Genomic DNA, 25,518 nt, shown 5'->3' with positions numbered 1-25,518 from the left:
GGCACGAATAATCGTGCGCCGTTGTGGTGTATTATTCGCCGCCTTGTGATTCGGGCAGCGATCGCCGGGGCGTCCGGTTACAGCGGGGCGGAACTCGTCCGGTGGCTTCATGGCCACGGGAAGGTGGAGCTCGTTGCGCTTGCGGCGGGACGTAGCGCCGGCCAGGCGATGGGGGCCGTCTTCCCGCACCTGGGCGGCGTGGCGGAAGGTGACTTCGCCCCGACCGATTGGGACGCATTGGGTTCCGGCGCCGACGTCGTGTTCGTGGCCCTGCCCCACGGCGAAGCGCTGGCGGCCGCGTCCAGGCTCCTTCAGGCGGGAGCCCGGGTGATCGATCTCGGCGCCGACTTCCGGCTCCGCGACCCGGCCGCCTACCGGCGTTGGTACGGCGCGGAGCACACCGCGACCGACCTGCTGGCGGAGGCTGCCTACGGTCTCGTCGAGTGGCATCGGGACAAGGTGGCGGGAGCGCGGCTAGTCGCTAATCCCGGCTGCTATCCGACTGCCTCCGCCCTCGCGCTCAAGCCGTTGCTCGAGCACTTCGGCGACCGGGTAACCGGCGCGATCGTCATCGACGCGAAGTCCGGCGTCTCGGGCGCCGGCAGGAACCCGCGCGACGGCTACCAGTACGCCGAACTGAACGAGAACTTCAAGCCCTACGGTTCGGGAGTTCATCGCCACCAGCCGGAGATCGAGCAGGAACTGGCGGCCGGTGGCGGCGGCGCGACGGTCTTCTTCTCGCCGCATCTGGCCCCGATGACGCGCGGAATCCTCGCCGCCTGCTACGTGCCGATGGCCGCTCCCCCGGGCCGGGAGGAACTCGAGGCCGTGTTCCTCGACCGATACGGCCACGAGCCCTTCGTCCGAGTGCTCACGGGATCGGCCCTGCCCCAGACGAAGGCAACGCTCGGTTCCAACTACTGCGACCTCGCGGTCCGCGTCGACCGGAAGCGGGGGCTCGCGGTCGTGTTCTCGGCGATCGACAACCTGGTCAAGGGAGCCGCCGGACAGGCGGTCCAGAACATGAATGTGCTCTTCGGCCTGCCCGAAACGACTGGCCTTCGGGCCGCCCCGTTGTTCCCGTGAGCGCCGGCGTCACCGCCCCCCGGGGGTTCGTTGCCGCCGGTGTCCACTGCGGCCTCAAGGACGAGAAGCTGGACCTTGCGCTGATCGCCTCGACGACCTCCGAGCCGGCGGCGATGGCGGGCGTGTTCACGCGCAACCAGGTGCAGGCCGCCCCGGTGCTCTACTGCCGCGAGGTGGCGGCTGGCGGCCGGGCGCGGGCGATCGTCGCCAACAGCGGCAACGCGAACGCGTGCACGGGCGATGCGGGTTTGGCCGACACCCGGGCAATGGCCGAGCGGACGGCGTCGGCCCTCGACCTCGACTCCGATCATGTCCTGGTGGCCTCGACCGGGGTCATCGGCGTTCCCCTGCCGATGCCCACGGTACTCGGGGGCATCGATCTCGCGGCAGCCGAACTGGGCCCGGACGGCGGTTCGCGGGCGGCGGAGGCCATCCTGACCACCGATACGCGGACCAAGATCGAGACCCTGTCCGTCGAACTCGAAGGTGGTGAAGTGACGATCGGCGGCATCGCCAAGGGCGCCGGAATGATGGCGCCGGACATGGCGACGACCCTGGCCTTCGTGACCACGGACGCGAAGGCGGCGCCGGAAGCGCTCGACATGGCGCTTCGCAGAGCGGTCGAGCCGACCTTCAACAGCGTCACCGTCGACGGCGACACGAGCACGAACGATTGCGTCCTGCTCCTGGCTAACGGCGCGGCGGGCGTCGAAGCGGCGTCGGCCGCCGACCTCGACCGATTCGCCGCAGGGCTCGAACACGTGCTGGGCCGACTCGCGGTCGCTCTGATCGCCGACGGCGAAGGAGCGAACCGGGTGATCGAGATCCGGGTCGGCGGCGCCCGCACGGACGCCGCGGCGCGGCAGGTGGCGACGACGATCGCCAACTCGCCGCTGGTCAAGACGGCCTACCGCACGGGCCAGCCGAACTGGGGCCGGTTCATGGGGGCGATCGGCCGCTCGGGCATCGACGTCGTTGAGCAGCGCATCGCGATCTCGGCGGGCGCGGGCGGAGAGCGGATCGAGGTCGTGCGCGACGGCCTGGGCGTAACGGACGACCTCGAACCGCTTGAACGGGCGATGCTCGCGGACCACTCGGTGCTCGAGGTCGATCTGGGCCTCGGCTCCGGCAGCTGGACGGTCTGGACCTGCGACCTGTCCGAGGGCTACGTCCAGATCAACGCAAGCTACATCAGTTGAAGGGCGGGCGCGGATCATGAAAACGGATCGGGATCTGGGCCTGGAGATGGCGGCGGCGCTGCGCTACGCATCGGCGTGGCGCGGCAAGCGGGTCGTGATCAAGTACGGCGGCCGGGCGATGGCCGGCGACGAGTTCGGCACCCTGATCGACGACGTGGTGCTGCTGCGGAGCGCCGGCCTGCGGCCGATGCTGGTGCACGGCGGCGGCGCCGAGATCACGACCACGCTGCAGAGCATGGGAGTCGAGCCGCGGTTCATCGACGGCCTGCGGGTCACCGACCGGGCGACGATGCGCGTCGTCGAGATGGTCCTGGGCGGGTCCGTGAACAAGCGTCTGGTCGGGATGATCCAGCGCGCAGGCGGGCGGGCCGTCGGGCTAACCGGCAAGGACGGCGACCTGCTCAGAGTGCGGCCCCACCCGCGATCGGACGAGCTGGGCTTCGTCGGCGAGATCGAGAAGGTCGACACCTCGCTGCTCGACCAGCTCACGAACTCCGGCTACGTGCCGGTGATCGGGTCGCTGGGCGTCGGGCCGGGCGGCGAGACCTACAACATCAACGCGGACACGGCCGCCGCGGCGCTGGCCGCCGAAGTCGCGGCGGAGAAACTCCTGCTGCTGACCGATGTGCGTGGGATCAGCGACAACGGCCGATTCAGGTCGCGGCTCACGCCCGGGGAAGCCGGGGAGTTGATCGACTCCGGCGTCGTCTCGGCCGGCATGGTGCCCAAGGTGCGGGCCTGTCTGACAGCGCTCGAGGCCGGGGTCACGAGCGCCCACATCCTGGCCGCGGGCGAGCCCCACGGGCTGCTGGTCGAGCTCTTCACCGAGGGTGGTATCGGCACGATGATCAAGGAACCTGGGAACCCTGGAGCGACTGGAAGATGAGCGACGACAGCCTGTTCGCGAACTACAAGAGGGCGCCCGTGGCGTTCAGCCACGGCGACGGCGCGCTCCTCTGGGACCGGCAGGGCCGTGAGGTCCTCGACTTCATGGGGGGCATCGCGGTGTCGTCCCTCGGTCACAATCACCCGGCGCTCACCGACGCGATCAAGCGTCAGGCGGGCCGCTATCTCCACGTATCGAACCTGTACGAGATCCCGGAGCAGGAGCGGGCGGGCCGGATGCTGGTCGAGGCGACCGGCGGCGTCCTCGACCGTGCCTTCTTCTGCAACAGCGGCGCCGAGGCGGTCGAGGCGGCGATCAAGCTCGTGCGCCGCTACGCCTACGACCGCGACGGCTCGGGCGAACGGCACAGGATCGTGACTGCCGAGGGCGGCTTTCACGGCCGCACTCTCGGGGCGCTTGCGGCGACCGGCACGCCCGCCTATCAGGTCGGCTTCGGGCCGATGCCCGGGGGTTTTACCGCCGTGCCGTTCGGTGACCTGGATGCGGCCGCGGCCGAGATCGACGACACGACCTGCGCGGTGCTGATCGAGGCGATTCAGGGGGAAGCCGGAGTGATCGAACCGCCGGCGGGCTACCTGGAAGGACTACAGGCGCTCTGCCGCGAGCGAGGCGCCCTGTTCGTTCTCGACGAGGTGCAGACGGGGATCGGGCGTCTCGGCCGCGCCTTCGGCTTCCAGCACTACGGGCTTGAACCTGATGTGATCACCCTGGCGAAGGGTCTCGGCGGTGGCGTCCCGGTGGGAGCCGTGCTGGCGAAGGAAGAGATCGCCGCGGCTCTCGTTCCCGGCACCCACGGAACCACCTTCGGCGGCAATCCCCTGGCTTGCGCGGCGGTCGTGGCGGTGCTCGAGACGGTGCTCGAGACGGACTTCCTCGAGCGTGTGACCCGGGCCGGCGAGTACCTGCGCGCGTTGCTCGGACAGCTCGGCGCGAGCGGCCTGGTCACGGAGGTCCGCGGCCAGGGGCTGATGACCGCGGTCGAGTGCACGCCGGATGCGCCCGACGTCGTCAACCGTTGCCTCGAGGGCGGCCTGATCGTTCAGGCTCCGCGGCCGCACAGCATCCGCATGCTGCCGCCGCTCGTGGTCCACGATCTGGAGATCGAACGCGCGGTGGGAATCCTCGGCCACGCGCTGGAGGAAGCCGCCGCTTGAACACCCGAAACCCGCCAGGAAGTGCGGGCCCTTCCGCCGCGCGCCTCTGGGGTGGCGCCTTCGCATCGGACGTCGATCCGGTGGTCGATGCATACACGCGCTCGCTGCCGTTCGACCACCGGCTCGCGGTGGCGGACCTGGTGGGCTGTCTGGGCCACGCCCGGATGCTGCTCGACACCGGCGTGATCGACCGGGAGTCGTCCTCTGCGATCCTCGAAGGCCTGAGCTCCCTGCTGAGGCGCGTGGAGGCAGGTGACCTCCAGGTCGGCGGTGCGGACGAGGACGTCCACACCTGGATCGAGCGGCAACTGACCGAAGAGATCGGCGACTCCGGGCGGCGCCTGCACATCGCGCGCAGCCGGAACGACCAGACCGCGGTGGCGCTGCGGCTGTGGCAGCGGGCAGAGATCGAGCTCGCGGTCGCCGGACTTGTCGACTTCGCCGACGCCCTGATCGAGCGCGCCCGGCAGCACACCGGCACAGCGCTTCCGGGGTACACCCACCTGCAGCGCGGTCAACCCACGAGCCTGGCGCAGCACCTGCTGGCCCACGCGTGGTCCGCGCTCGCCGACGCCGGGCGGCTGCGGCGGGCGCACCGCACCGCGGGACTCTGCCCCTTGGGGGCGGGTGCGATGGCCGGATCGCCGCACCCGATCGATCCGCACCGCAGCGCCGAGCTGCTCGGCATGGAGGCCCCGTATCCGAACGCGATGTGGGCGGTAGCCGATCGCGACTACGCGGCCGAGGCCCTGTTCGCCTGCGCGCTGCTCATGGTGCATCTCTCGCGCTGGGCCGAGGAGATCGTGCTCTGGACGTCGAGCGAGTTCGGCTTCGCCCGGCTGCAGGACCGGGCCGCCAAGGGTTCGAGCATCATGCCCCAGAAGAAGAACCCGGAACCGGCGGAGATCCTGCGCGGCAAGTCGGGGCGCGCGGTGGGCGATCTCGTCTCGCTGCTGGTGACGATCAAGGGCCTGCCGCTCACCTACAACAGCGACCTGCAGGAGGACAAGGAGGCGCTGTTCGACGCGTTCGACACGGTCCAGGCCTCCCTCGGAGTGGCGAAGGTGCTGGCCGAGAGCCTCGAGTTCGACCGCGACGCGATGGCATCGGCGCTCGAAGGCGCCTACATCACCGCCACCGATCTGGCCGATCACCTCGCCATGGCCGGCGTGCCATTTCGTAGCGCCCACGAGCGCACCGGCGCCGTCGTGCGGGCGGCCGAAGAGCGAGGCGTCGAGCTCTGGCAAGTTTCGGGCTCGGAGCTCCGGGAACTCGTTCCCGAGATCGAGGACACAGGCGCGCTGCTGGCGGCGCTTCGCCCGGAGGCTTCGCTCGCCGCGCACGCGAGCTACGGTGGGCCGGCGCCGAAACAGGTGACCGAGCAGGTCGAACTCGCCGCGGAGCGTCTGCAGGAAGAACGCCGTTGGCTGGGCGAACTGGAACCGCCGCCGATCTACCGCGCTCACCTTGGCGGTGAACTGCTGGCGGAAGCGATCCCGGGGGGCAACGAATGAGTCCGGCGATCCGGCGGGGAGCGATCCTCGACATCATCGGCGAGCGGCCCGTGTCGAGTCACAGGGAACTCCTGAAGGCGCTCGACCGCCGCGGCATCCATGTCTCCCAGGCCACCGTGTCGCGCGACGTGCGCCGTCTCGGCCTGGTCAAGGTGCCGCTCGCGGGAGGTGGCTCCCGCTACGCGCCGGCGGAGCAGGCCGCGAGTCCACCCCGGCGAGACATCGAGAGGGCCCTGCGCCAGTTCGTGACCGGTTTCGACGAAGGCGAGGCGCTGATCCTGCTCAAGACCCGCAGCGGCCACGCGAACGCCCTCGCGGTCGCCCTCGACCAGACCGACTGGCCCGAAGTCGCCGGTACCCTCGCCGGCGACGACACCGTCCTCGTCGTCGTCAAGAGCGCCGCCGACCGCGACCACATCCGCGACTCCCTGGCGGCGCTCCTGGAAGACGACTGACTTCACTGGGTGCGCCGGCGCTCTCGCCGGCTGTGACCGCGGGTCTTCTGACCCGCGGAAGAACGCGCCGCGAAGCGGCGAGCGCGAATCCTCAGCCCTGGACCGCGCGCCGCACCTGCCACGCCTGCCTCGTCTCCTGCGACGAGAACCGCTGTTCCTCCCATGGATCGCCGTAGGTGTGGTAGCCGTTCCGTTCCCAGAAGCCCCGCTCGTCGGAGCTCAGGAGCTCGACGCCTGTCACCCACTTCGCGCTCTTCCAGGCGTAGAGATGCGGCACGACGAGGCGCAGCGGGCCACCGTGGTCCGGCGGCAGCGGCTCGCTGCCGTGGCGGTCGGCGAACAGAGCGTGCTCGGAGAGCAGGTCGGCAAGGGGCAGGTTCGTCGTGTAGCCGCCGTAGCAGTGGAGCATGGCGTGAGTGGCCTCAGCTGTCGGGGTGACGGCAGCTAGGACGTCACGGGTCGAGAACCCGGACCACCGGTTGTCCAGGGTCGAGAAGCGGGTCACGCAGTGGAAATCGGCGGTCACCTCGCGCCGCGGCAGCGACTGAAGTGCCTGCCAGTCGAACGCGTGCTCGGCCTCAACGCGGCCGAACAGCCGTAACTCGAACCCGGCCACGTCGACCTCCGGCGTATCGCCGACGGACAGCACCGGCCACTTCTTCGTGACGTACTGACCGGGGGGGATCCGGTCGTCGCCGCGCCTGGGGGAATCGTCCATGGCGGTGAAGAGTATCGGCTGAGGGCGGGCCTTGCATCGGGATGGTTGTCAAATGTGAGCCTTTTGGTCAACAATTCCCGTTCGCCCCGTCGTGGCTCGCCCGAGCCGCCGGCCGGAGTCCGCACGATGATCACCGAATCCGCCCCCAGCGAGTACGCCGCAGCCCCCGTCGAGCTGGCCGGCCCGCCGATTCCGGCGGGACTGGGCGCGGCCGCCCGGCGTCTGTTGTCCCGGATCGGCAACACGCCGCTGCTCGACCTCAGCCACGCGCTGGGGCCGGCCGCGCAGGCCCTCGGCTCGGAGTTGCTGGCCAAGGCGGAGATGGCGAACCCCGGCGGTTCGGTGAAGGACCGCCCCGCACGCCACATGATGCTCGCGGCCTGCGATAGCGGCCAGCTCGAGGATGGTCGCCGCGTCCTGGACGCGACCTCCGGCAACACCGGTATCGCCCTCGCGATGATCGGGGCCGCGATGGACGTCGGCGTCACGCTCTGCCTGCCGCGGAACGCCTCGATCGAGCGGCGGCGCATCCTGGGCGCGTTCGGCGCCGAACTCGTCCTCACCGATCCGATGGAGGGTTCCGACGGCGCGATCCGGGAGGCGCATCGGATGATCGAGGCATCGTCGGCGGACTTCTGCTATGTCGACCAGTACAGCAACCCCGCCAACTGGCGGGCTCACTTCGAGACCACGGGGCCGGAGATCTGGCTGCAGACCGAAGGGCGCCTGACCCACTTCGTTGCCGGCCTGGGCACCAGCGGCACCTTCTGCGGCACCGCGCGCTACCTGGCGGAGCGTGCGCCGAAGGTCCGGCTGATCTCGATGCAGCCGGACGGGCCGTTCCACGGTCTGGAAGGCATGAAGCACATGCCCAGTGCTCTGGTGCCCGCCATCTACGATTCGCAGATCGCGCACGAAGAGGCCGCGGTGAGCACGGAGGATGCCTACGCCGAGGTCAAGGCGCTCGCACGCCGGAGCGGACTGCTGGTCGGCATCTCGGCGGGCGCGAACGTGGTCGCGGCGCGTCGGATCGCCGAGCGCGCCGCGGAGACCGGGGAGCGCGCCGTCGTCGTCACGATCCTCTGCGACGGCGCCGACAAGTACCTGTCCGAGCCGTTCTGGGACGAAGACTGAGCCGCCGGAACAAGCGTACGGAACGACCGCACCGAGATTCGAGCATGATCGAACTGTCCCCAGACGACCTGGCCCGCATCCGCGCCCACGGCGAGGCCACCTATCCGGAGGAGTGCTGCGGCATCCTTGTCGGCAGCATCGGGAAGGCGGTTGGAGCCAACGGTTCGGTGCTGGCCCGGGTCGTGCGGCTGGTCGGCGCCGAGAACGAACGTGAGGACGAGAGTCGGCACAACCGCTACCTGATCCCGCCCGAGATCATCCTGCGGACCGAGCGGGAGGCACGGGCCGACGGCCTGGACGTGGTCGGCTACTACCACTCGCACCCGGATCACCCCTCACGGCCCAGCGACTTTGACCGGGACCACGCCTGGCCGGGCTACAGTTATCTGATCGTCTCGGTGCGCGAGGGCCGCGCCAGGGACGAGCGGAGCTGGCGTCTCAGCGACGACCGCTCCCGCTTCGACGAGGAACCGATCCGCTTCCCTGAACCGCCCGCGACCTGAACACGTACAAGACCGAGTCCGACGGAGACCGACGATGACCGTACTCATACAGATCCCCACTCCACTGCGAGGCTTCGCCGACGAGCAGGCGGAGGTTGCCGTGGCCGCCGCCACCGTCGGCGAGGCGATGGAGCAGCTCGTCACCCGGTACGAGGGGCTGCGACCCCACCTGTTCGGCGACGACGGCAAGCTGCGCACCTTCGTCAACCTGTTCCTGAACGACGAAGACGTGCGCTACCTGGGCCGGGAGGCGACGCCGATCAACGGTGATGCGACGCTGGCGATCATCCCGTCGATCGCCGGCGGCACGGTAGCGGAGCCGCCGGTGGCCGCTCAGGCTGAGGAGCTGAGCCCGGAGGAGATCCTCCGCTACAGCCGCCATCTGATCATGCCGGAGGTCGGCTCCGAGGGGCAGTTGAAGCTCAAGGCCGCCAAGGTCCTGATGATCGGCACCGGCGGGCTCGGCTCGCCGCTCGGCATGTACCTCGCGGCGGCCGGTGTCGGCCGCCTCGGCCTGGTCGACTTCGACGTCGTCGACGAGTCGAACCTGCACCGCCAGTTGCTCTACAGCAACGCCGATGTCGGCCGCCCGAAGATCGACGCGGCGGTCGAACGTCTGCGCGAGGTGAACCCGCACATCGAACTCACGCCGCACCCGGTGCTGCTCAACTCGAGCAACGCGCTGGAGATCTTCGAGGACTACGACCTGATCGTCGACGGTACGGACAACTTCCCGACCCGCTATCTCGTCAACGACGCCTGCGTCCTGCTCGGCAAGCCGAACGTCTACGGGTCCATCTTCCGCTTCGAGGGCCAGGTGTCCGTGTTCTGGGGCGCCAGGGGCCCCTGCTACCGCTGCCTGTTCGCCGAGCCGCCGCCGCCGGGACTCGTCCCCTCATGCGCCGAGGGCGGAGTTCTGGGTGTGCTGCCCGGCATCATCGGCAGCCTGCAGGCGAACGAGGTGATCAAGCTGATCATCGGCCAGGGCGACCCGTTGATCGGCCGGCTGGTGCTCTTCGATGCGCTGCGCATGTCTTTTCGTGAGCTGAAGCTGCGGAAGAACCCGGACTGCCCCGTCTGCTCCGAGAATCCGACCCAGACCGAGCTGATCGACTATGAGCAGTTCTGCGGTGTCCCCGCCGTCGCCGAGGAGCCGGCGCTCAACGACATGATCGACGTCACCCCGCCCCAGGTCCAGTCCTGGATGAACGACGGCCGGGAGTTCAGCATCCTCGACGTCCGGGGCCCGCAGGAGTACGCCATCTGCCGGATTGACGGCTCGACCCTGATTCCGGTTGCCGAGTTGGAAGGCCGGTTAGCCGAGCTCGACCCCTCGAAGCTCTGGGTCGTCCACTGCCACCACGGCCCGCGGTCGACCCGGGCAACGAATATCCTCCGCGACAACGGCTTCCCGCAGGCCTACAACCTGGCCGGCGGGATCGACGCCTGGGCGGAGCAGGTCGATCCGTCGTTGCCGCGGTACTGAGGGTGTGGCCGCCGGCCTAGTTCGCCCAGGCGGCTAGCTCGGCTTCCGGGAGCGGCTCGAAGAAGCGCTCGTCGATCGAGACGCGCCCTCGAAGAGCCCCGAACTGGCGTCGGGCTCGGGGGCGATAGGCCATGAGTTTGGCGACTGGTTCGCCGTGGCGGGTGATCACGACATCCTCCCCGCGCTCGACCTGAACGAGCAGGCGTGATAGCTGGGCCTTCGCCGCGGTGACGCTTACTGTTCGCATCGTGGGAGTGACCGCCGAGCTGGTGCTCTCCCCCTAGGTCTCTGGAGCGAGTGCTTCGAAGCGGGTAGCCCGGCCTTCGATCCGCACCCGCGCCTCCGGCAGCGCCTCGACGGCCCGTCGCGGCAGCAGGGCGAGGCCGATGGCGGCGTCCTCGTGCGGCGACGGGGAGATGCTGGTGATCGTGCCGGCGGTTCGGCCGTCGAACTCGATTTCGGCGCCGACGGCCGGGTTGTGCCCGGGCTCGAAGACGAGCCGGCACATGCGGCGGGCCGGCTGGCCGCGATAGTGGATGCGGGCGACGATCTCCTGACCCAGGTAGCAGCCTTTCTCGTAGTCGACGGCGTCTTCGATGCCGGTCTCCTGGGGCAGGTTGGAGTCGTCGTAGTCGGTGCCCCAGAGCGGGTGGCCGTTTTCGATGCGGAGGGCTTCGGTGGCCTCGCGGCCGACTCGCTGCAAGCCTGCTTCGGCCAGGTCGTCGGCCATGAGCGGCGCGATCGCGGAGGACTGCCAGAGGGAGAAGGCAGGCACCCCGCCGTGACCGTCGCGGACCAGGCGGGCCTGGTAGTCGAGCAGTTCGACCTGGGTGTGGCTCCAGGGCTCGGTCAGGTCGCGGGCCGCTGAGGCGCCGAGATCGGTCAGGACTTCGGCGCTCTTCGGCCCGGCGATCCTCACCGAGGCCATGTCGCCGAGCGGCAGGATCTCGACCTGGTCGGTGACGATGTACTTCTCCAGGTGCTCGATGATCGTCCTGCCGCGGCCTTTCGGAATCTCGAGCCACAGGCGGTCTGCGAGCGCCAGCACGGAAGCGCTGGCGAGTATGCGGCCGCGGACGTCGGTGATGAAGCCGAACCGACCGCCGCCGGGTTCGAGGCCTTCGATTGCCGCGGTCACCATGCCGCCGAAGAAACGTTCGCGGTCGGGGCCCATCAGTTCCAGCCGGGAAGTCGGGACGGGCTCGCACAGGGCGGCTCCGGTGGTGAGCAGTTCGACGCCGCGTTCGAAGCTCATGGCGTCCGTCGCGAGGCGTCGTGGCCGTCGAGCAGGATCTCCCGCACGGAGGCGTGGCGCAGGTCTGGCACGACCCAGCGGGCGCCGGCTTCTTCCAGTCGGTGGTCGGGTGTGAAGCCGGTTGCCACGGCGAGCACCTGGACGCCATGGGCGTCGCCGCAGGCGATGTCGCGGACAGTGTCGCCGATGATGACGACATGGCTCCCGTCCACCGGAGTGCCCAGCCGGCTCGTTGCCCGTTCTAGGGCGACAGGTACCAGCTCATTGCGCCTGACGCCGTCCTCGCCGAACGCGCCGAAGTCGAAGAAGCGGTTCAGGTCGAAGGGTTCCAGCTTGGCCCGGGCGCCGATCTCCCAGTTGCCGGTGAGCAGTGCGACGCAGGTGTCCTCTGCGGCGGCCAATTCCTCGAGCAGCTCGACGACGCCGGGCAGAAGCCTCATCTGGTCCGGGTCGAGCCGCTTGAGCAGGTCGCTGTAGTGGGAGCGCACCTCACCCAGGCGGCCTTCGACCTCGGCGCGCGGCAGGCCGGCCTCGGTCATCAGGTCGATGACCGCTTCCGTGTCCGTCCTGCCGCCGAAGTCGTAGGCGCGGACGTTGCCGGTCCGGCCGAAGGTGCGCTTGAGCGCGCCCATGAAGATGGGCCCGATCTGCGGGCCGCACCGAACCAGGGTGCCGTCGATGTCGAAGAGCAGGAGCCGCATGGCTTAGCCGGAGTCAGAAGTAAGCGGGGAGACTATCCGCCCTGTTAGCCTTTTCCCCGTCTTGATCGTACGGGTGCTGAGCTTCGCCACCGCGCTGGACGCTGTAGGCAGCGCCGAGACGGAACACGACCTCCCGGACGGCAGCACGGTCGCCGACCTGGTCGAGCGCCTGACGGCGGCATATCCGGGTCTGGAAGCCCTTTGGCCGCGCCTGGCAGTGGCCGTCGACGGGGAAGTCGCCGGGGACCGGACCGTCACGCTTCACGACGGCGCCGAAGTGGCGTTGCTGCCCCCGGTGTCGGGCGGCTCCTGCGGTGCCTCTGCCGGACGGCTGCGGGACGGCCCCGTCCACGCGGACACGGTGGCCTCCGTACGCGCCGGCGTAGAGGACGCCGGCAAGGGAGCGGTCGTCGTCTTCGTCGGCAACGTCCGTAACTCCTTCGGCGGCCGCCCCGTGGAGCGCATTACCTACTCCGCGTATCCGGCGATGGCGGAGAGGCGCCTTGAACGGATCGTGAACGAGCTCGAGACGGCTGAACCCGGAACCCGCGTCGAGATTGTCCACGGCTTGGGCACACTCGAAGTAGGCGATGCGAGCGTAGTCATCGCCACCGCATCCGCCCACCGCCGTCAGGCCTACGAGGTGAACCGACTGGCTCTCGAACGCCTCAAGGCCGAAGTGCCGATCTGGAAACGGGAGCACTACGCGGACGGAGAGTCCTCCTGGCGGGAGGAGGAACCGCTGGACTAGCGCCGCAGTCAGGCCTCGGCCAGCGCCTCGGCCATGTTGTTCAAAGCCAGCTCCACGATCCTGCGTGAAGAGGCCAGGTTCATGCGCATGTGTCCAGCCCCGCCGGTGCCGTACCAGGGCCCCTGGTTCAGGAACACGCCCGCGTTCTCCGCGAACCATCGCTGAACAATCGCTTCGGGGGTCACCGGATAGACCGCGTCGGCGCTCTCGCGCGCGGCGGTCTGGACGGCTCCGATCCGCTCCGCGAACTCCGCCACGTCGAGCCAGGCGAGGTAGGTGCCCTGCGCCTTCGCGTAGCGGATACCCGGCAGTGTGTCACGGATGTGCGACTCGGCTAGGTCGTGGTTCGCGTCGATGTAGGGGATCAGTTCGTCCAGCCACGGGGCGCCCTCCTCGAGCGCGGACCGCATCGCCACCAGTGCGAGCGGGTTCAGATCGGCGCGCGTGTTGGCCTTGACGCGCTCCAGCAGATCGGGGTTGGTGCTGTAGTACCACCCCAGCCTCATCGCGGAGAGCCCGAACGACTTGGTCCCGGAGTTGAAGGTGAGGCTGTTGGCCACGATCTCGGGGTCGAGGGTGGCGAAGGGCGTGTAGGTGCTCCCGCGGGTGACGAAATCGCAGTGGATCTCGTCGGCGAGGACGACTACCCGGTGCTTCAGGCAGATCTCGCCGAGGCGGGTCAGGTCCTCGGGGGACCAGTGGTTGCCGGTCGGGTTCTGCGGGTTGCAGAGGAGGAAGGCGTTGCAACGTTGGGCGCGCCGTTCGAAGTCGTCAAAGTCGATGGAGTAGCGGCCGTCCGCGTCGACGATCATCTCGCTGTCATCCGCGACCGTACGCGTGAACCACAGATCGCCGTAAAAGCCGTCGTAGGTGGGTGTCGTCATGAGGACACGGGTGCCCGGGGGCGAGAAAGTCCGCAGCGCGGCGACGATGCCCGGGTGCACGCCGGTGGTGAAGACGAGGGTGGACGGATCGATCTCAACACCGTAGCGGCGGTCGTTCCAGGCCACGACCGCTTCGGCGTAGGAGTCGGAGCGGCGTATGTAGCCCCAGTTCTCGTGGGCGCAGCGCTCGGCGAGTGCCCGCGTGATGCAGGGGGCCGCGCGGAAGTCCATGTCGGAGACGCCCATGGCGGCCACGATGCCGGAGCCGTATTGCTCGATCGGGCCGTCCCAGCGGGAGCTGTCGGTACCCCGACGGTCGTAGACTTCGTCGAAGTCGGTGGCGGGTGTGGATTGGCTGGGTTGTGCGGAGGCGTGGCGGGTGTTCAGAAGCCCGGGGGCGCCGGCAGCGCCGAGGAGGACGCTGGTGCCGGTGCTTCGGAGTAGGGTACGGCGGCTGAGTCCATTGGGCGGCATGCCGGTGCCGCGCAGCCGCTAGACGGCGAATGACGAACCGCAGCCGCAGGTGCCGACGGCCTTGGGGTTCGAGAACTTGAACCCGGTGCCGGCGACGCCGAGCTGGTAGTCGATCGTCGTGCCCTTGAGATAGCGGGCGCTGATCGGATCGACGTAGACCTGCAGGCCGTCGTACTCGAAGACCTCGTCCGTCTCGCGCTGATTCGTCTCGAAGTCGAGCGCGTACTCGAACCCACTGCAGCCGCCGCCCCGGACCGCGACGCGCAGGCCGTGGTCGGATGACAGGCCCTCGTCCTCGCGGGTGAGCTTGATCATGCGCACTGCCTTGGCGGTCAGATGCAGCGTGTCCGGTACCTGCGTGGGTGCGGGCGTCGGTGCCGGCGGGGTAGGGAAGTCGATCTCAGGCATCTGTTCACAGAGGCGCGCGATGGGCGGCCTCGTTGCCCGAGAGTATCATCGAGGCGTGCTGACCGGGACGTTGGAGGGTTCGATGCGGCCCGCCGCGGGCAGCCGTGACGCGAGCGGAGAAGGCCTGTGATCCGGGAGCAGGGCCGGGGCGACGGCGGCTGCATCGAGGTGATCACCGGCGGCATGTTCTCGGGCAAGAGCGAGGAGTTGCTGCGCCGGCTGCGCCGGGCCCTGATCGCCCGCCAGCGCGTCCAGGTGTTCCGCATCGCGACCGACACCCGGGGCGGCGAGGCGGACGTGCTGCGCACCCGGGACAACCGCAGCCTGTCCGCGGTGACCGTGGCGTCGAGCGACGAGATGCGCGAGAAGCTGAGTCTCGGCGTCGAGGTCGTCGGGATCGACGAGGCCCAGTTCTTCGACCGGGGTCTGGTCGACCTGGTGACGGAGCTCGCCGACCTCGGCGTACGGGTGATCGTGGCCGGCCTCGACCTGGACTTCCGGCGCCGGCCGTTCGGGCCGATCCCGGAGCTGATGGCGATCGCGGAGTACGTCGACAAGATGCATGCCGTCTGCGTGCGCTGCGGCGCCGCCGCCCAGTACTCGCTCCGAATCGCCGCGGGTGAGCAGCAGGTACTGGTCGGGGACACGGAGGCCTACGAGGCCCGCTGCCGCCGCTGCTACAACTCGTCGGGTGAAGCCGAGGAAGTTCGCGCCTGCTAGCACCCGCTCGCGGCGAGATCACGACTTCATGAGGATCTACACCTATCTGCAAGACGGCTCGTCGTTCGCCGTGTAGCGGCGTCGCGGTGCCGGGGCGAGCGTTGGAGCAGTCCGCAAGCCTCAGAACGCGTCGATGTGGATCTCACCACAGATGCTGCCCGGCTCGTTGCGGTAAGCCGAGGCCTCGCCGGTCACCGTGTCCGTGACCGTGATCTCGTACTCGACATCGGACAGGCCGCCGTACAGGAGCCAGAAGTGGCCGTTCAGGGCGCGACCGTCCAACATCTTCACGGCCAACTCGATGTTCGACGAACTAAAGAACCAGAAGAAACCCGTCTTCGCCATCGTGAGCGACGGAATCACCTGAGCTGGTTCCTGCAAGCCGGTTCCGGCGTTCGGATCGACGAAGCCGACCTCGACCGAGAAGCGATCGTCCAGGAGACACAGACGGTCTTTGGCCGCCTCGCAGTCGCCAGCGCCATGACTCGAACGGCCGACACTGATGGCGTCGAGTGCGACCGCGCTCATTCGCACCAGCTCGATGCCCGGTCCACCCGGACCGTGGCCGCCCGCAGCCGGTCGAGTGGCCGCGGCACCTGGATCGCCGAACGCACCGAGGTCCTTCTGGCCGCAGACTTCCCTGGGCGGGTTGTGGTACGTCCGCCGCTGGCCTGTCTGCGCGTCTCTCACGGTGATCCAGTACTCGACGTCCGACAGCGCGCCGAAGAAGACCCAGTAGCTGCCGTTGATCGTCCGGCCGTCGAGCACCTTGACAACCAGTTCGATGTTCTCGGGGTCGAAGAACCAGAACAGCCCCGACTCGTCCGAAACATCGACCGACACCGCCGTACCCGAACCGTACTCGCTGAGGCTGTCCGGCTTGCTCCAGTGTGCCCGCACTTCGAAGCGGCCGTCCCGCAGGCAGAGGTACGCCGATCCCGGCCTGCAGGCGCCCTCGTATGCGCCGGTGGTCACGCTGACTTCCGGTGAGTAGTCTGCCCGACCGGCCAGAAGCCGGAACGTGTAGGGCGTCTCGGCCTCCAGACCCGTGACGACGGTGTTCCCCATCGTAGGCGTGGCGCTCGCCACCTCGACCCAGTCGCTTGCCGGGTTGCGCGCCTCAATCGAAAGCGTGCCCCGAGCCGCACGTGCCCACCTGCCGGTCCAGGCCAGCTCGACAGCGGTTTCGCCGGAGGGCACCGCTGTGACACCACCGCCACCTCCCCCCGGGGGATCGCCGCTCGGCGTCGGCATCCCCCTGACCGTGTTGCTCGCGCGTGAGAAGCCGGCGTCGCTGTACGCGAAGACCCGGTAGTCGACCGCCTCGCTGGGGTACAGGTCGAACGACGTGGTGTTCGCAGGAACCAGAGCGACGCGGGTCCAACGTCCGCCGCCTACGACGGTCGTGTCCTGTGTCTCGTACTCCGGCCGGTACTGAATCTCGAAGCCGCTTTCTGTGCTCGAGTTGTCTTTCCAGGTCAGACGGGCGACGCCCTCGGCAAACCCCCAACCGAGCTTCGTCGGAGCCTCTGGACCCCGTCCCAAGGCGCCCAATCTCAGACTGGCCACGCTGCGGCCGCCCAAGCCCGCATCGTCATGCGGCCACACTCCGAAGAAGTAGCTGCCCCCACGGGCCAGCCCCTCGATCTCGATCGACTCACTTCCGGCTTCAGCCTCGAACAGACCGAACCAGCCCGAGACCAGCGCCAGTACGCGGAATCCGAGTTCGCCCGAAGAGTTGGCCGTCCAGGTCAGACGAACGGATGTGTCTCCCGTGGCGCGCGCGGTCAGATCGGAAACGGCCGTCGGACCGGGAGCGGAGGGCGTAAGCACTTCCACTGACTCGTTGTCCTCAGATCTGCCCGTCAAGCCGAGAGCCTGCACCACCACCAGGTAGTTCTCGCCGGGCGCCAGCCGGGAGATCAGGGTCGAGGTTGAATCCGCTGGGACGGACTTCCGCCGCAACAACCTGAGGAAGCCGTCGAGGAGCAGCACGTGGAAGACGGACTCGTCGTCGGAGTTGTCAGCCCAGCTCACGCGGATGGTGTGCGTTCCCATCAGGACGGGATCGTCGACCGGTACGTACCGCCAGGTGATCCCCGACGGCGCCGGCGGCTCAGCGCCCGGAATCGCCAGCGTGCGAATGCTGCTTCTCGCCGAAAGGGTCTCCCCCCTGACAGCCCGGACGAAGAAGAAGTACCGCGTACCGGCATCGGCCACCGGGAGGTCCACGATCGTCGAATCTCGGCCATCCACCCGCCTCCTCGTCGGTTCTCCCGCCTGCCCCGTCCGCCAGAACGTCACCTCGTAGGAGTCCGCGTCCGGTGCGTTGTCCCACCAGGACAGCTTCATGGAGTCGGCATCCTCCATCTCCACGTGCAGGCTGGTCGGCGCCGTCGGTGCGTCCGCCGGCAGGGGGGACACGAAGTCGCCGTACTGGACGCCGACGTGGATCGTTTGCCCCAGGGCTCGTTCGTTCTCCCGCTCGTCCGCTATGCCGACGACGCGGCCATGCGGCCTGATGCGGACACTCGACAGGTACGGCTCGACCTGGCCCGTGTAGCTCATGATCGTCCCCGCGTTCGGGATGTGGTCGTGATTGCCATGGCCGAACGCGTACGGCCTGACGGCGAACCGCGAGGGACCGCCGTTCGGCGGGTCGTGGTGAGCCCCAAGGCCGTGTCCGATCTCGTGGGCGAAGATCGGCCCTTCGTCGAAACAGGCGTTGGAGGTCCAGCCGTAGGCGTACTCGGAGAAGTCCTCCGCGGTTTCGTTCCGAGACAGTATGTAGTGCTGGCCGCAGCCGCCAAGGGTCCACGGAGACTCACCCGTGAAGAGATGGACGAGGTCGGCGCCATACTTCCGTCTCAGTCGAAGCGCCTCTCCGTTGTGGCGCAGTTGGGTGATCATCGAGGTGCCGTACAAGCCGGGTCCGTTGAAGCCCGTGCTATCCAGGGCGCCGCGGATCTGGGCGATGTGGACGATGTTCGCTTTCACCCCCGCGCCGCCGTTCCGCAACACCATGTTCAGGTAGTCGCCCGCGCTTCGGATCGCCGCTTGCGCGTCAACATCTTGGTTCGACCAGTTCAGTGCAGCCGGACTGTTGTAAACCACGAGGATGTCGAGCTGTTCGTGGTTCTGGGCCGCCCCAGCGCGCAGCGGCCGATCGACGGCCATCGCCTCGGCGGGAAGGCGTGCCTGCCCCAGCGGTCGCGGATCCGGATCGGCACTCACAGGACAGAAGGCATCCGGCTCTCGCCCCGGCGGCCCGGGCCCGGTAGCCATCTGACCGCCACCGTCGGGCCGGGCGCTGATCCGATAGCGCACGCCACCGGGCTCACCAAACCAACCGACCAGACGGCCACCTTCCACCGTCAGCACGACACTGTCGTAGTCCGCGCCCGACAGCCTCCCGGCCCACATGAGATCTCCGCCACCCCGATCCTCGAAGACGCTGAGGTCGGCCCACAGGATCCGGCCATCGGGGGTCGGCAGTTCCAGTCTGACCGGCTCGCTGCGGAGCAACTCGAAGTCGACCTGAACGGCAATCAGGGGAACCTCGGGCGCGAGACCGGCACCCACGATGCTTGAGGATCGGGTCCCCTGCGGAATCACTTCCAGCAAACGCTGACCCCCGACGGGTCCCGCCAGGAGGATGACTCCGGCCAGGGCCAGCTTTCCCGCCAGCTGGCGTCCAGGATGGCTCGCCCTACGCGAGCTTCTTAGGAACACTCTTTCCCTCAATCACTCCCACCCGACGCCCATCCGCGGACTCTGTCGCCATGCGTTCACCCAGCTATCTTTGCAAGAACCGGGCCGTCCTCGTCCGGTCTCGCGCCTCGGCTGCGGGAACCGCGTGGAACGGGCGCTGGACGAACTCCTATGTTGGGATCAGGCGCTGAAGGGCTCGCTGGATCGTTGGGCCGAGTTCTGGCGACGACAGGTCGTGGCCGACACCTGAAACTTCCAGGCAAGCGCCCAGCGTGGGCCAACGCTTGGGCAGCCGGCGGATCATCGCGTCCGTTGTGAACGCGTCGAGCTGGCCGTAGACGACGGCTACGGGAACTGAGGCGGTAGCGGCTGCCTCGAAGTCGTAGTGGGTCAGCGGCGGTGCGATGAGTAGCACGCCGCTTGGCGGATCCTGCGCTGCCTCAGCCTGGGGCAGCCGCGCCATGGTGACGACGGCACCGAACGAGTAGCCGACGCCGACGCGCGGCAACTGCGGGAACCGGCGCCGGAGCTCCTGTTCGCCTGCTCCGAGGTCTTCGGTCTCGCCACGTCCCTCGTCGTGGCGCCCTTCGCTGCCGCCCGTACCGCGGAAGTTGAAGCGGAGCGCCGCGCCGCCGAGTTCGACTACAGCGTTCGCGGCGGCGGTCACGACGTGGTTGTCCATGTCGCCGCCGTAAAGCGGATGGGGGTGCGCGACCGTGACGACGAAGGACGGTGTGGCGTCCGGTTCGATCAGTTCGGCCTGGAGCGCGCCGGCCGGGCCCAGCAGTTCAAGAGGGGTGATTCGAGGCATGCGTCTGGCGGTTGGTTAGAGGCAGCGCGGAATATACTTCTGTCCGCGCCGGATTGACCTTCGCGCAGCCCTGTAGCGGTGCCGGGTCGCTTGGACACCTCGCGAAACACTGCCCTCCACGGCCCGTAACTCAGTTCGGACACTCATCAAGGAGTCCGCTCGATGATCTTCGATCCCATGTACTTCGTCTTCCTGGCGCCGGGCCTGCTGCTGTCGCTGTGGGCCAGCTTCCGGGTCAAGAGAGCGTTCAACAAGTACTCCAAGGTGCGCTCGGTGACCGGGATGACCGGGGCCCAGGCGGCGCAGCGCCTGCTCGCCTACGCGGGTATCTCGGACGTGCAGGTCGTCGCGACCCGTGGCCGGCTTTCCGACCACTACAACCCGGTGACCAAGAAGCTCGCCCTGTCGGAACAGGTCTACGGCTCGAACTCCGTGGCCGCGATCGGCATCGCCTGTCACGAGGCGGGGCACGCGATTCAGCACGCGAAGAACTACGCGCCCCTGTGGCTGCGATCGACTCTCGTGCCGATGGCCGGGATCGGCAGCAACCTGGGCTACATCGTCATGTTCCTTGGCCTTTTCATGGGTGCACCGAACATGGTGCTGTTCGGCGCGGTTCTCTTCTCCGCGGTCGTTCTGTTTCAGCTCGTCACCCTGCCGGTGGAGTTCGACGCCACTGCGCGGGCGAAGCGCCTCGCTGTGGAGCAGGGTTTGATCCTGCAGACCGAACGCGTGGGAATGGACCGCGTGCTCAACGCGGCGGCCATGACCTACGTCGCTGCAGCCGTGGCTTCGCTGCTCACGCTGCTCTACTTCCTGATGCGAGCCGGTTTCCTCGGGGGCCGGGACTAAGTCCTAGATCGGGTCGCCTAGCTGCTCCGTCAGTTCGGCCTGCCGCATGGCGAGTTGTTCCGGCGTCGTCGCTTCGAGGACGAGGCGTAGCAGCGGTTCGGTGTTCGACGGGCGGACGTTGAACCACCAGTCGTCGAAGTCGATGCGGATCCCGTCGAGGCGGTCGAGGGTGCCGCCCTGACGTTCGGCGTAGCGCTCGACGAGTGCCGCCATGGCGGCGTCCTTGTCCTCGACCTCGAAGTTGATCTCGGCGCTCTTCGCGTAACGGCGAAGCGGCGCCGTGATCTCGGAGAGCGTCTGGTCGGAGCGGCGGAGCAGGTTGAGGACGGCGACGACGGCGAGGATCGAACTGTCGGCGCAGTAGTTCTGGCGGAAGTAGTAGTGGCCGGCGAGCTCGCCGCCGAAGATGGCGCCGGTGCGGCGCATCGTGGCCTTGACGAAGGAGTGGCCGACCCGTTCCGGCAGGGGCGTGCCGCCGTGCTCGCGGATGTACTCGGGCACCGCCCGGGAGGATCTGATGTCGTGGATCACGGTGCCGCCGGGCTCCCGCTCCAGCATCTGGCCGGCGATCAGGGCGGTGATCAGGTCGGATCCGATCGGCTCGCCGAGTTCGTCCACGAAGGCGGCGCGGTCGCCGTCGCCGTCGAAGCTGACGCCGAGGTCGGCGCGGCTGCTTGTGACCAGATCGCTCAGGTCGCGGAGATTCTCGGGCAGCAGCGGGTTCGCCTCGTGGTTCGGGAAGGTGCCGTCCAGCTCGAAGTAGAGCGGCAGCAGCTCAACGCCGCAGGCCTCGAGCAGGGGCCGGTAGATCGTGCCCATTCCGTTGGCGGCGTCGGCAGCCAGCCGCAGCTTCGGGCCGCCTCCCGACTCGAACGAGCGGTCGAGAAAGGAGAGCACGTACTCGCCGTACTCCGCCTCGATGCTCCTCGACTCGACCCTTCCGGGTGCCGCGGCCGGCGCCGGTTCCTCGCCGAGGGCGTGCTCTTCGATGATCGGGATGCCGTGGTCTCCCGACACCGGCACGGCGCCCGCGAGGCTGAACTTCAGGCCGTTGTACTCGGCGCCGTTGTGGCTGGCCGTGACCTGGATGCCGCCCGCCGTGCCCAACCTGCCGGTGGCGAAGTAGTTCATCGGCGTAGTGGCAAGGCCGATATCGACGACATCGAGGCCGGCCGCGGTCAGGCCGTCGCAGAGCGCGGCGGAAAGCGGCACGCTGTGCGAGCGCATGTCGCGGCTGACGACGACCGTGCGGGGGCGGGCCGCACCCTGGTCGCCTTCGAGTTCGACCAGGTGACCGAACGCCATCCCGATCCGGCGCGTGAGCTCCTCATTCAACTGTCCCGGATAGAGGCCGCGCACGTCGTAGGCCTTGAAGATTCCTGCCACTCGTTCTCTCCGGGCTCGCTCAGTGGGGCTGTACTTCGATCGCGAGAGCGAACGCCTGCCCCTCGATGGGAGCCTCCTCCAGGCCTTCCCGGCCGTCGTCGCTCGCGGCCTGGAACGTGACGGCCAGGGTTTCACCGCGGATCCAGTCCCGGTGCGCGTCGATGGCCCGTTCGATCTGCTCGTTCGCCCGGTAGCGGACGGCGATGCGGTCGGCGTAGTCGAGGTCCGCGGCGCGTCGCCGGTTCTGGACCCGGTGGACGACCTCACGGGCAAACCCCTCGGCGATCAGGGCGTCGTCGAGGTCGACATCGAGGGCGACCAGCAGCTCGCTGTCGCCGTGAACGGCAATCCCGGGCCGCTCTTCGAGCCGCACCTCGACCTCGTCCGGCTCCAGGTACTCCATGTCGCCGTCGAGCTCGATGGCGATGCGGCCGGACTCGTCGAGCTCCCGCTTCAGGTCGGCGCCGTTCCGGGCGGCGAGAGCGGCCCGCACCGCCGGCATGGCCCGACCGAACCGGGGACCGCACTTCGGGTAGTGCGGCACGACGTCGAACGAGACGTACTCGGAACTGTCGGCGGCCCAGCCGACCTGGTGTACGTTCAGTTCGTCCGCGACCAGATCGGCGTAGGGCTCGACCAGGGCTTCGAGCTTCGGATCGGCGCTCACCAGGGTGACGGAGCGGAGCGGCTGGCGGATCCTGATCCCGTTCGCGTTGCGCGCTGAACGGCCGTTGCGGGCCACCTGGAGGACAGTCGCCATCGCTGCCTCGAGCCGCTCGTCGGCGCGATCGGCGGGAGGCTCAGGCCACGACTCGAGGTGGCAACTGACCGCGCCGAGGCCCTGGGTCGACATCAGCCGCCGGTGGAGTTCCTCGGCGACGAACGGTACGAAGGGGGCGATCAGCAGGCGCAGCGTGGTCAGGACTTCGAAGAGCGTCTGATAGGCGCTCTCCTTCCCGGTGCCCTGGCCGGCGCCCGATTCGTCGTTCGGCGCCCAGAACCGGTCGCGGCTGCGGCGGATGTACCAGTTCGTCAGCTCGTCGAGGAAGGTCTCGATGCCGCGCGCCGCCGGGGCGGTGCGGTAGCCGCGCAGATGCCGAGTCGTCGTGCCGATGAGCCGGTAGAGCCGGAGCAGGATCCAGCGGTCGAGCGGGCCGCGGCCGGCGAAGGGGATCTCGGCCCGGCCCGGCCTCCAGCCATCGAGGTTGGCGTAGATGACAAAGAAGGACAGCGCGTTCCACAGGGGCAGCATGAAGGTCTGGGCCGCCTCCCGGACCAGGCGGGCCGAGAAACGGGACGGCTGCTCGGGGTTGTTGACGCAGAAGTACCACCGCAGAGCGTCGGCGCCGGTCTCGGCGAGCACCTCCATCGGCTCGACGACGTTGCCGAGGCGCTTGGACATCTTGCGGCCGTTCTCATCGTTGACGTGACCGAGGACGATGCAGTTGCGGTAGGCGGGACTGTCGAACAGCAGGCAGCCGAGGACGTGCAGGGTGTAGAACCAGCCCCGGGTCTGGTCCACGGCTTCGGAGATGAAGTCGGCGGGGAAGCGGGCGCGGAAGGTCTCCCGGTTCTCGAACGGGTAGTGGTACTGCGCGAACGGCATGGAGCCGGAATCGAACCAGGCGTCGATGACGAACGGGACGCGGCGCATGGAGCCGGAACAGCCGCCGGCGGAGCAGGACCAGTGGAAATCGTCGTCGATGAAGGGCCGGTGGGGGTCGAACAGCGCGCGATCGTACGGGTCGTCCGGCAAGGCCCGCCCGGTTCGCCGGAAGAGTTCCTCGAAGGAACCGACTACCTCCGTCTCGGCGCAGTCGCCGCACTTCCAGACCGGCAGTGGCGTCCCCCAGTAGCGGCTCCGGGACAGCGCCCAGTCGACCACGTTCTCGAGCCAATCGCCGAAGCGTCCCTCGCCCACGTGCTCCGGGTGCCAGCGGACCTGGCGGTTCTTCTCGATCAACCGGTCGCGGGCCGCCGTGGTGCGAACGAACCAGCTCGTCGTCGCGTAGTAGAGGAGTGGCTGGTCGCAGCGCCAGCAGAAGGGGTAGCTGTGGCTGTGCCGTTCGCCGTGGAGCAGGCGGCCGCGCTGGCGCAGCGAGCGCACGATGCGCGGGTCGGCGTCCTTGAACCAGGCGCCGTTGATCTCGTCGATCAGGCTCCGGATGGAGGAATCGCTAGAACTTCCTTCCGCGTCGAGCGCGACCTTGCCCTCCGCGTCGACGGCCTGCAGCTCCGGCAGGCCGTACTCACGGCCGGTGCGCTGGTCGTCCTCGCCGAACAGCGGCGCGGTGTGGACCGCCCCGGTGCCCTCGGCCAGGGTGACGTAGTCGCCGAGCACGATGCGGAATCCGGTTGCGTCCGACACCTCGGCGGGCCGGTACGAGCGGCTCGGTTCGACGGCGAACGGCCGGTCGTAGAGCAGGCCCTCCAGGGCCCTCCCGGAGAAGCGGCTCACGGTCGCGGCTTCGCGCAGGTCGAGGCGGTTCGGCTTGCCCTCGCCGGGCACGAGCACGGGAACCGGGCGCTCGAGATCTTCGGCGATCAGCAGGAGCCGCTCCGGGTCGGTCGGATCGGCGACCGCTCGGTAGGTCAGCTCGGGATGCAGCGCGATGCCGGCGTGGGAGAGCAGCGTCCAGGGCGTCGTCGTCCAGGCGACGATGTCGATCGGCCGGTCGGTGCTGAAGGCGGGGCCGCCGTCTTCCCCGTCGCCGATCGTGGCGACCGTCTGCCCCGGCCGCAGCGGGAAGCGGACCCAGATCGAGGGGTCCTCCGTGTCGCGGTAGTTCTGGGCCACCTCGTGGCTCGACAGGGTGGTGCCGCAGCGGGCGCAGTAGGGCTGGATCTTGCGGCCCTCGTACAGGAGGTCCTGACGCCAGAGTTCAGCGAGCGCCCACCACACCGACTCGATGTAGGTATTCGTGTAGGTGAGGTAGGCGCCGTCCATGTCGAGCCAGTAGCCGACGCGCTCGGTCATCCTCCGCCACTGGCGCTCGTAGGTGCTGACGCTCTCGAGGCAGGCGCTATTGAACTTCTGGATGCCGTAGTCCTCGATTTGCTGCTTGCCGGAGAACCCGAGCTGTTTCTCGACCTCGATCTCCACCGGCAGGCCGTGCGTGTCCCAACCGCCCTTGCGCGGCACGCGCCGCCCGGTCATCGTCCGAAACCGCGGGTAGAGGTCCTTGACGACGCGGGTGACCACATGGCCGACGTGGGGCACGTTGTTGGCGGTCGGCGGGCCTTCGTAGAACGAGAACTCGCGCCCGTCGTCGTCGCCGGCCGCCAGGGAGGCCTCGAACACCTTCTCGCGCCGCCAGAACTCCAGCGTCTCCTGCTCGAGTCGTGGAAACGGGTAGCCGCCCGGAACGGACGGGAAAGCGGCGTCCCTGGACACGGCGAGCGGGCGCTC

General features: G+C 68.7%; 22 protein-coding genes. 12 read left to right on the top strand and 10 right to left on the bottom strand.

Annotated elements, in window-relative coordinates; genetic code table 11:
• The first annotated feature begins 45 nt into the window (after nucleotides 1–45).
• The 6 genes from argC to OXG83_12060 are packed head-to-tail and all read left to right on the top strand — an operon-like array spanning nucleotide 46 to nucleotide 6,315.
• Nucleotides 46–1,086: an N-acetyl-gamma-glutamyl-phosphate reductase gene (gene argC, locus OXG83_12085; protein ID MCY3965770.1), complete on the top strand. Its 1,041-nt coding sequence runs from the start codon at nucleotides 46–48 to the stop codon at nucleotides 1,084–1,086.
• Nucleotides 1,083–2,285 carry a bifunctional glutamate N-acetyltransferase/amino-acid acetyltransferase ArgJ gene (argJ, locus tag OXG83_12080; protein MCY3965769.1) on the top strand — a complete coding sequence of 401 codons (1,203 nt, stop codon included), beginning with the start codon at nucleotides 1,083–1,085 and terminating at the stop codon, nucleotides 2,283–2,285. The genes argC and argJ overlap by 4 nt, the downstream gene beginning before the upstream one ends.
• Before the next feature lie 16 nt (nucleotides 2,286–2,301).
• On the top strand, nucleotides 2,302–3,171 hold the full coding sequence (argB, locus tag OXG83_12075; GenBank protein ID MCY3965768.1) for an acetylglutamate kinase: 870 nt from the start codon (nucleotides 2,302–2,304) through the stop codon (nucleotides 3,169–3,171).
• Nucleotides 3,168–4,346 carry an aspartate aminotransferase family protein gene (locus OXG83_12070; protein ID MCY3965767.1) on the top strand — a complete coding sequence of 393 codons (1,179 nt, stop codon included), beginning with the start codon at nucleotides 3,168–3,170 and terminating at the stop codon, nucleotides 4,344–4,346. The genes argB and OXG83_12070 overlap by 4 nt, the downstream gene beginning before the upstream one ends.
• Nucleotides 4,343–5,860 (top strand): argininosuccinate lyase, encoded by a 1,518-nt coding sequence (gene argH, locus OXG83_12065; GenBank protein ID MCY3965766.1) that lies wholly within the window; start codon nucleotides 4,343–4,345, stop codon nucleotides 5,858–5,860. The genes OXG83_12070 and argH overlap by 4 nt, the downstream gene beginning before the upstream one ends.
• Nucleotides 5,857–6,315, top strand: a complete 459-nt coding sequence (locus OXG83_12060; GenBank protein MCY3965765.1) for an arginine repressor — start codon at nucleotides 5,857–5,859, stop codon at nucleotides 6,313–6,315. The genes argH and OXG83_12060 overlap by 4 nt, the downstream gene beginning before the upstream one ends.
• 91 nt (nucleotides 6,316–6,406) lie before the next feature.
• Here OXG83_12060 and OXG83_12055 read toward each other — a convergent pair whose 3' ends face one another.
• Entirely contained in the window at nucleotides 6,407–7,033 is a 627-nt protein-coding gene (locus OXG83_12055) for a sulfite oxidase-like oxidoreductase (GenBank protein ID MCY3965764.1), read from the bottom strand.
• 126 nt (nucleotides 7,034–7,159) lie between these two features.
• On the opposite strand from OXG83_12055, the gene OXG83_12050 reads away from it, so the two are divergent.
• The 3 genes from OXG83_12050 to moeB are packed head-to-tail and all read left to right on the top strand — an operon-like array spanning nucleotide 7,160 to nucleotide 10,156.
• A complete protein-coding gene (locus tag OXG83_12050; protein MCY3965763.1) occupies nucleotides 7,160–8,167 on the top strand; it encodes a cysteine synthase family protein in 1,008 nt (335 codons plus the stop codon).
• A 44-nt stretch (nucleotides 8,168–8,211) separates the two neighbouring features.
• Nucleotides 8,212–8,670, top strand: a complete 459-nt coding sequence (locus OXG83_12045; GenBank protein ID MCY3965762.1) for a M67 family metallopeptidase — start codon at nucleotides 8,212–8,214, stop codon at nucleotides 8,668–8,670.
• Nucleotides 8,671–8,704: 34 nt separating this feature from the next.
• Nucleotides 8,705–10,156: a molybdopterin-synthase adenylyltransferase MoeB gene (gene moeB / locus OXG83_12040; protein MCY3965761.1), complete on the top strand. Its 1,452-nt coding sequence runs from the start codon at nucleotides 8,705–8,707 to the stop codon at nucleotides 10,154–10,156.
• Between the two features lie 16 nt (nucleotides 10,157–10,172).
• Here moeB and OXG83_12035 read toward each other — a convergent pair whose 3' ends face one another.
• The 3 genes from OXG83_12035 to OXG83_12025 are packed head-to-tail and all read right to left on the bottom strand — an operon-like array spanning nucleotide 10,173 to nucleotide 12,112.
• Nucleotides 10,173–10,403 (bottom strand): type II toxin-antitoxin system prevent-host-death family antitoxin, encoded by a 231-nt coding sequence (locus OXG83_12035; GenBank protein ID MCY3965760.1) that lies wholly within the window; start codon nucleotides 10,401–10,403, stop codon nucleotides 10,173–10,175.
• A gap of 33 nt (nucleotides 10,404–10,436) precedes the next feature.
• On the bottom strand, nucleotides 10,437–11,411 hold the full coding sequence (locus OXG83_12030) for a hypothetical protein (GenBank protein ID MCY3965759.1): 975 nt from the start codon (nucleotides 11,409–11,411) through the stop codon (nucleotides 10,437–10,439).
• A complete protein-coding gene (locus tag OXG83_12025; GenBank protein ID MCY3965758.1) occupies nucleotides 11,408–12,112 on the bottom strand; it encodes an HAD hydrolase-like protein in 705 nt (234 codons plus the stop codon). The genes OXG83_12030 and OXG83_12025 overlap by 4 nt, the downstream gene beginning before the upstream one ends.
• A 61-nt stretch (nucleotides 12,113–12,173) precedes the next feature.
• Between OXG83_12025 and OXG83_12020 the strand changes: the two genes are divergently transcribed.
• Nucleotides 12,174–12,863 (top strand): molybdenum cofactor biosynthesis protein MoaE, encoded by a 690-nt coding sequence (locus OXG83_12020; GenBank protein MCY3965757.1) that lies wholly within the window; start codon nucleotides 12,174–12,176, stop codon nucleotides 12,861–12,863.
• 8 nt (nucleotides 12,864–12,871) lie between these two features.
• On the opposite strand, the gene OXG83_12015 is transcribed toward OXG83_12020, so the two are convergent.
• Nucleotides 12,872–14,221, bottom strand: a complete 1,350-nt coding sequence (locus OXG83_12015) for an aminotransferase class I/II-fold pyridoxal phosphate-dependent enzyme (GenBank protein ID MCY3965756.1) — start codon at nucleotides 14,219–14,221, stop codon at nucleotides 12,872–12,874.
• A gap of 18 nt (nucleotides 14,222–14,239) precedes the next feature.
• The gene (locus tag OXG83_12010) at nucleotides 14,240–14,629 is read right to left on the bottom strand and encodes an iron-sulfur cluster assembly accessory protein (protein MCY3965755.1); all 390 of its coding nucleotides are present in this window, start codon (nucleotides 14,627–14,629) and stop codon (nucleotides 14,240–14,242) included.
• 126 nt (nucleotides 14,630–14,755) lie between these two features.
• On the opposite strand from OXG83_12010, the gene OXG83_12005 reads away from it, so the two are divergent.
• Nucleotides 14,756–15,349: a thymidine kinase gene (locus OXG83_12005; protein ID MCY3965754.1), complete on the top strand. Its 594-nt coding sequence runs from the start codon at nucleotides 14,756–14,758 to the stop codon at nucleotides 15,347–15,349.
• Between the two features lie 120 nt (nucleotides 15,350–15,469).
• Here OXG83_12005 and OXG83_12000 read toward each other — a convergent pair whose 3' ends face one another.
• A complete protein-coding gene (locus tag OXG83_12000) occupies nucleotides 15,470–18,931 on the bottom strand; it encodes a hypothetical protein (protein ID MCY3965753.1) in 3,462 nt (1,153 codons plus the stop codon).
• Nucleotides 18,932–19,229: 298 nt separating this feature from the next.
• Nucleotides 19,230–19,871: an alpha/beta hydrolase gene (locus OXG83_11995; GenBank protein MCY3965752.1), complete on the bottom strand. Its 642-nt coding sequence runs from the start codon at nucleotides 19,869–19,871 to the stop codon at nucleotides 19,230–19,232.
• A gap of 162 nt (nucleotides 19,872–20,033) precedes the next feature.
• Here OXG83_11995 and OXG83_11990 point away from each other — a divergent pair, with 162 nt between their 5' ends.
• Complete coding sequence (locus OXG83_11990) at nucleotides 20,034–20,723, top strand: zinc metallopeptidase (protein MCY3965751.1); 690 nt, start codon at nucleotides 20,034–20,036, stop codon at nucleotides 20,721–20,723.
• Between the two features lie 3 nt (nucleotides 20,724–20,726).
• Here OXG83_11990 and OXG83_11985 read toward each other — a convergent pair whose 3' ends face one another.
• Both OXG83_11985 and ileS read right to left on the bottom strand, forming a co-directional pair.
• Nucleotides 20,727–22,109, bottom strand: coding sequence for a phosphomannomutase/phosphoglucomutase (locus tag OXG83_11985; GenBank protein MCY3965750.1), 1,383 nt, complete (start codon nucleotides 22,107–22,109; stop codon nucleotides 20,727–20,729).
• 19 nt (nucleotides 22,110–22,128) lie between these two features.
• Nucleotides 22,129–25,503 carry an isoleucine--tRNA ligase gene (gene ileS / locus OXG83_11980; protein MCY3965749.1) on the bottom strand — a complete coding sequence of 1,125 codons (3,375 nt, stop codon included), beginning with the start codon at nucleotides 25,501–25,503 and terminating at the stop codon, nucleotides 22,129–22,131.
• Between the last annotated feature and the right edge of the window lie 15 nt (nucleotides 25,504–25,518).

It is taken from the genome of Acidobacteriota bacterium (assembly GCA_026707545.1).
Classification (GTDB): Bacteria; Acidobacteriota; Thermoanaerobaculia; order Multivoradales; family Multivoraceae; genus Multivorans.
Note: the sequence above shows the minus strand (reverse complement) of the source record. Positions and strands in the feature narration are given on the sequence as shown.

Excerpts from the sequence above, each read along its gene's own strand:
- OXG83_12035 (MCY3965760.1), bottom strand. The coding sequence starts at position 10,403 with ATGCGAACAGTAAGCGTCACCGCGGCGAAGGCCCAGCTATCACGCCTG.
- OXG83_12025 (MCY3965758.1), bottom strand. The coding sequence starts at position 12,112 with ATGCGGCTCCTGCTCTTCGACATCGACGGCACCCTGGTTCGGTGCGGC.
- OXG83_12015 (MCY3965756.1), bottom strand. The coding sequence starts at position 14,221 with ATGCCGCCCAATGGACTCAGCCGCCGTACCCTACTCCGAAGCACCGGC.
- OXG83_12050 (MCY3965763.1), top strand. The coding sequence starts at position 7,160 with ATGATCACCGAATCCGCCCCCAGCGAGTACGCCGCAGCCCCCGTCGAG.
- OXG83_12030 (MCY3965759.1), bottom strand. The coding sequence starts at position 11,411 with ATGAGCTTCGAACGCGGCGTCGAACTGCTCACCACCGGAGCCGCCCTG.
- OXG83_12060 (MCY3965765.1), top strand. The coding sequence starts at position 5,857 with ATGAGTCCGGCGATCCGGCGGGGAGCGATCCTCGACATCATCGGCGAG.
- OXG83_12055 (MCY3965764.1), bottom strand. The coding sequence starts at position 7,033 with ATGGACGATTCCCCCAGGCGCGGCGACGACCGGATCCCCCCCGGTCAG.
- argB (MCY3965768.1), top strand. The coding sequence starts at position 2,302 with ATGAAAACGGATCGGGATCTGGGCCTGGAGATGGCGGCGGCGCTGCGC.
- OXG83_12045 (MCY3965762.1), top strand. The coding sequence starts at position 8,212 with ATGATCGAACTGTCCCCAGACGACCTGGCCCGCATCCGCGCCCACGGC.
- OXG83_12070 (MCY3965767.1), top strand. The coding sequence starts at position 3,168 with ATGAGCGACGACAGCCTGTTCGCGAACTACAAGAGGGCGCCCGTGGCG.
- moeB (MCY3965761.1), top strand. The coding sequence starts at position 8,705 with ATGACCGTACTCATACAGATCCCCACTCCACTGCGAGGCTTCGCCGAC.
- OXG83_12010 (MCY3965755.1), bottom strand. The coding sequence starts at position 14,629 with ATGCCTGAGATCGACTTCCCTACCCCGCCGGCACCGACGCCCGCACCC.
- OXG83_11995 (MCY3965752.1), bottom strand. The coding sequence starts at position 19,871 with ATGCCTCGAATCACCCCTCTTGAACTGCTGGGCCCGGCCGGCGCGCTC.
- OXG83_11990 (MCY3965751.1), top strand. The coding sequence starts at position 20,034 with ATGATCTTCGATCCCATGTACTTCGTCTTCCTGGCGCCGGGCCTGCTG.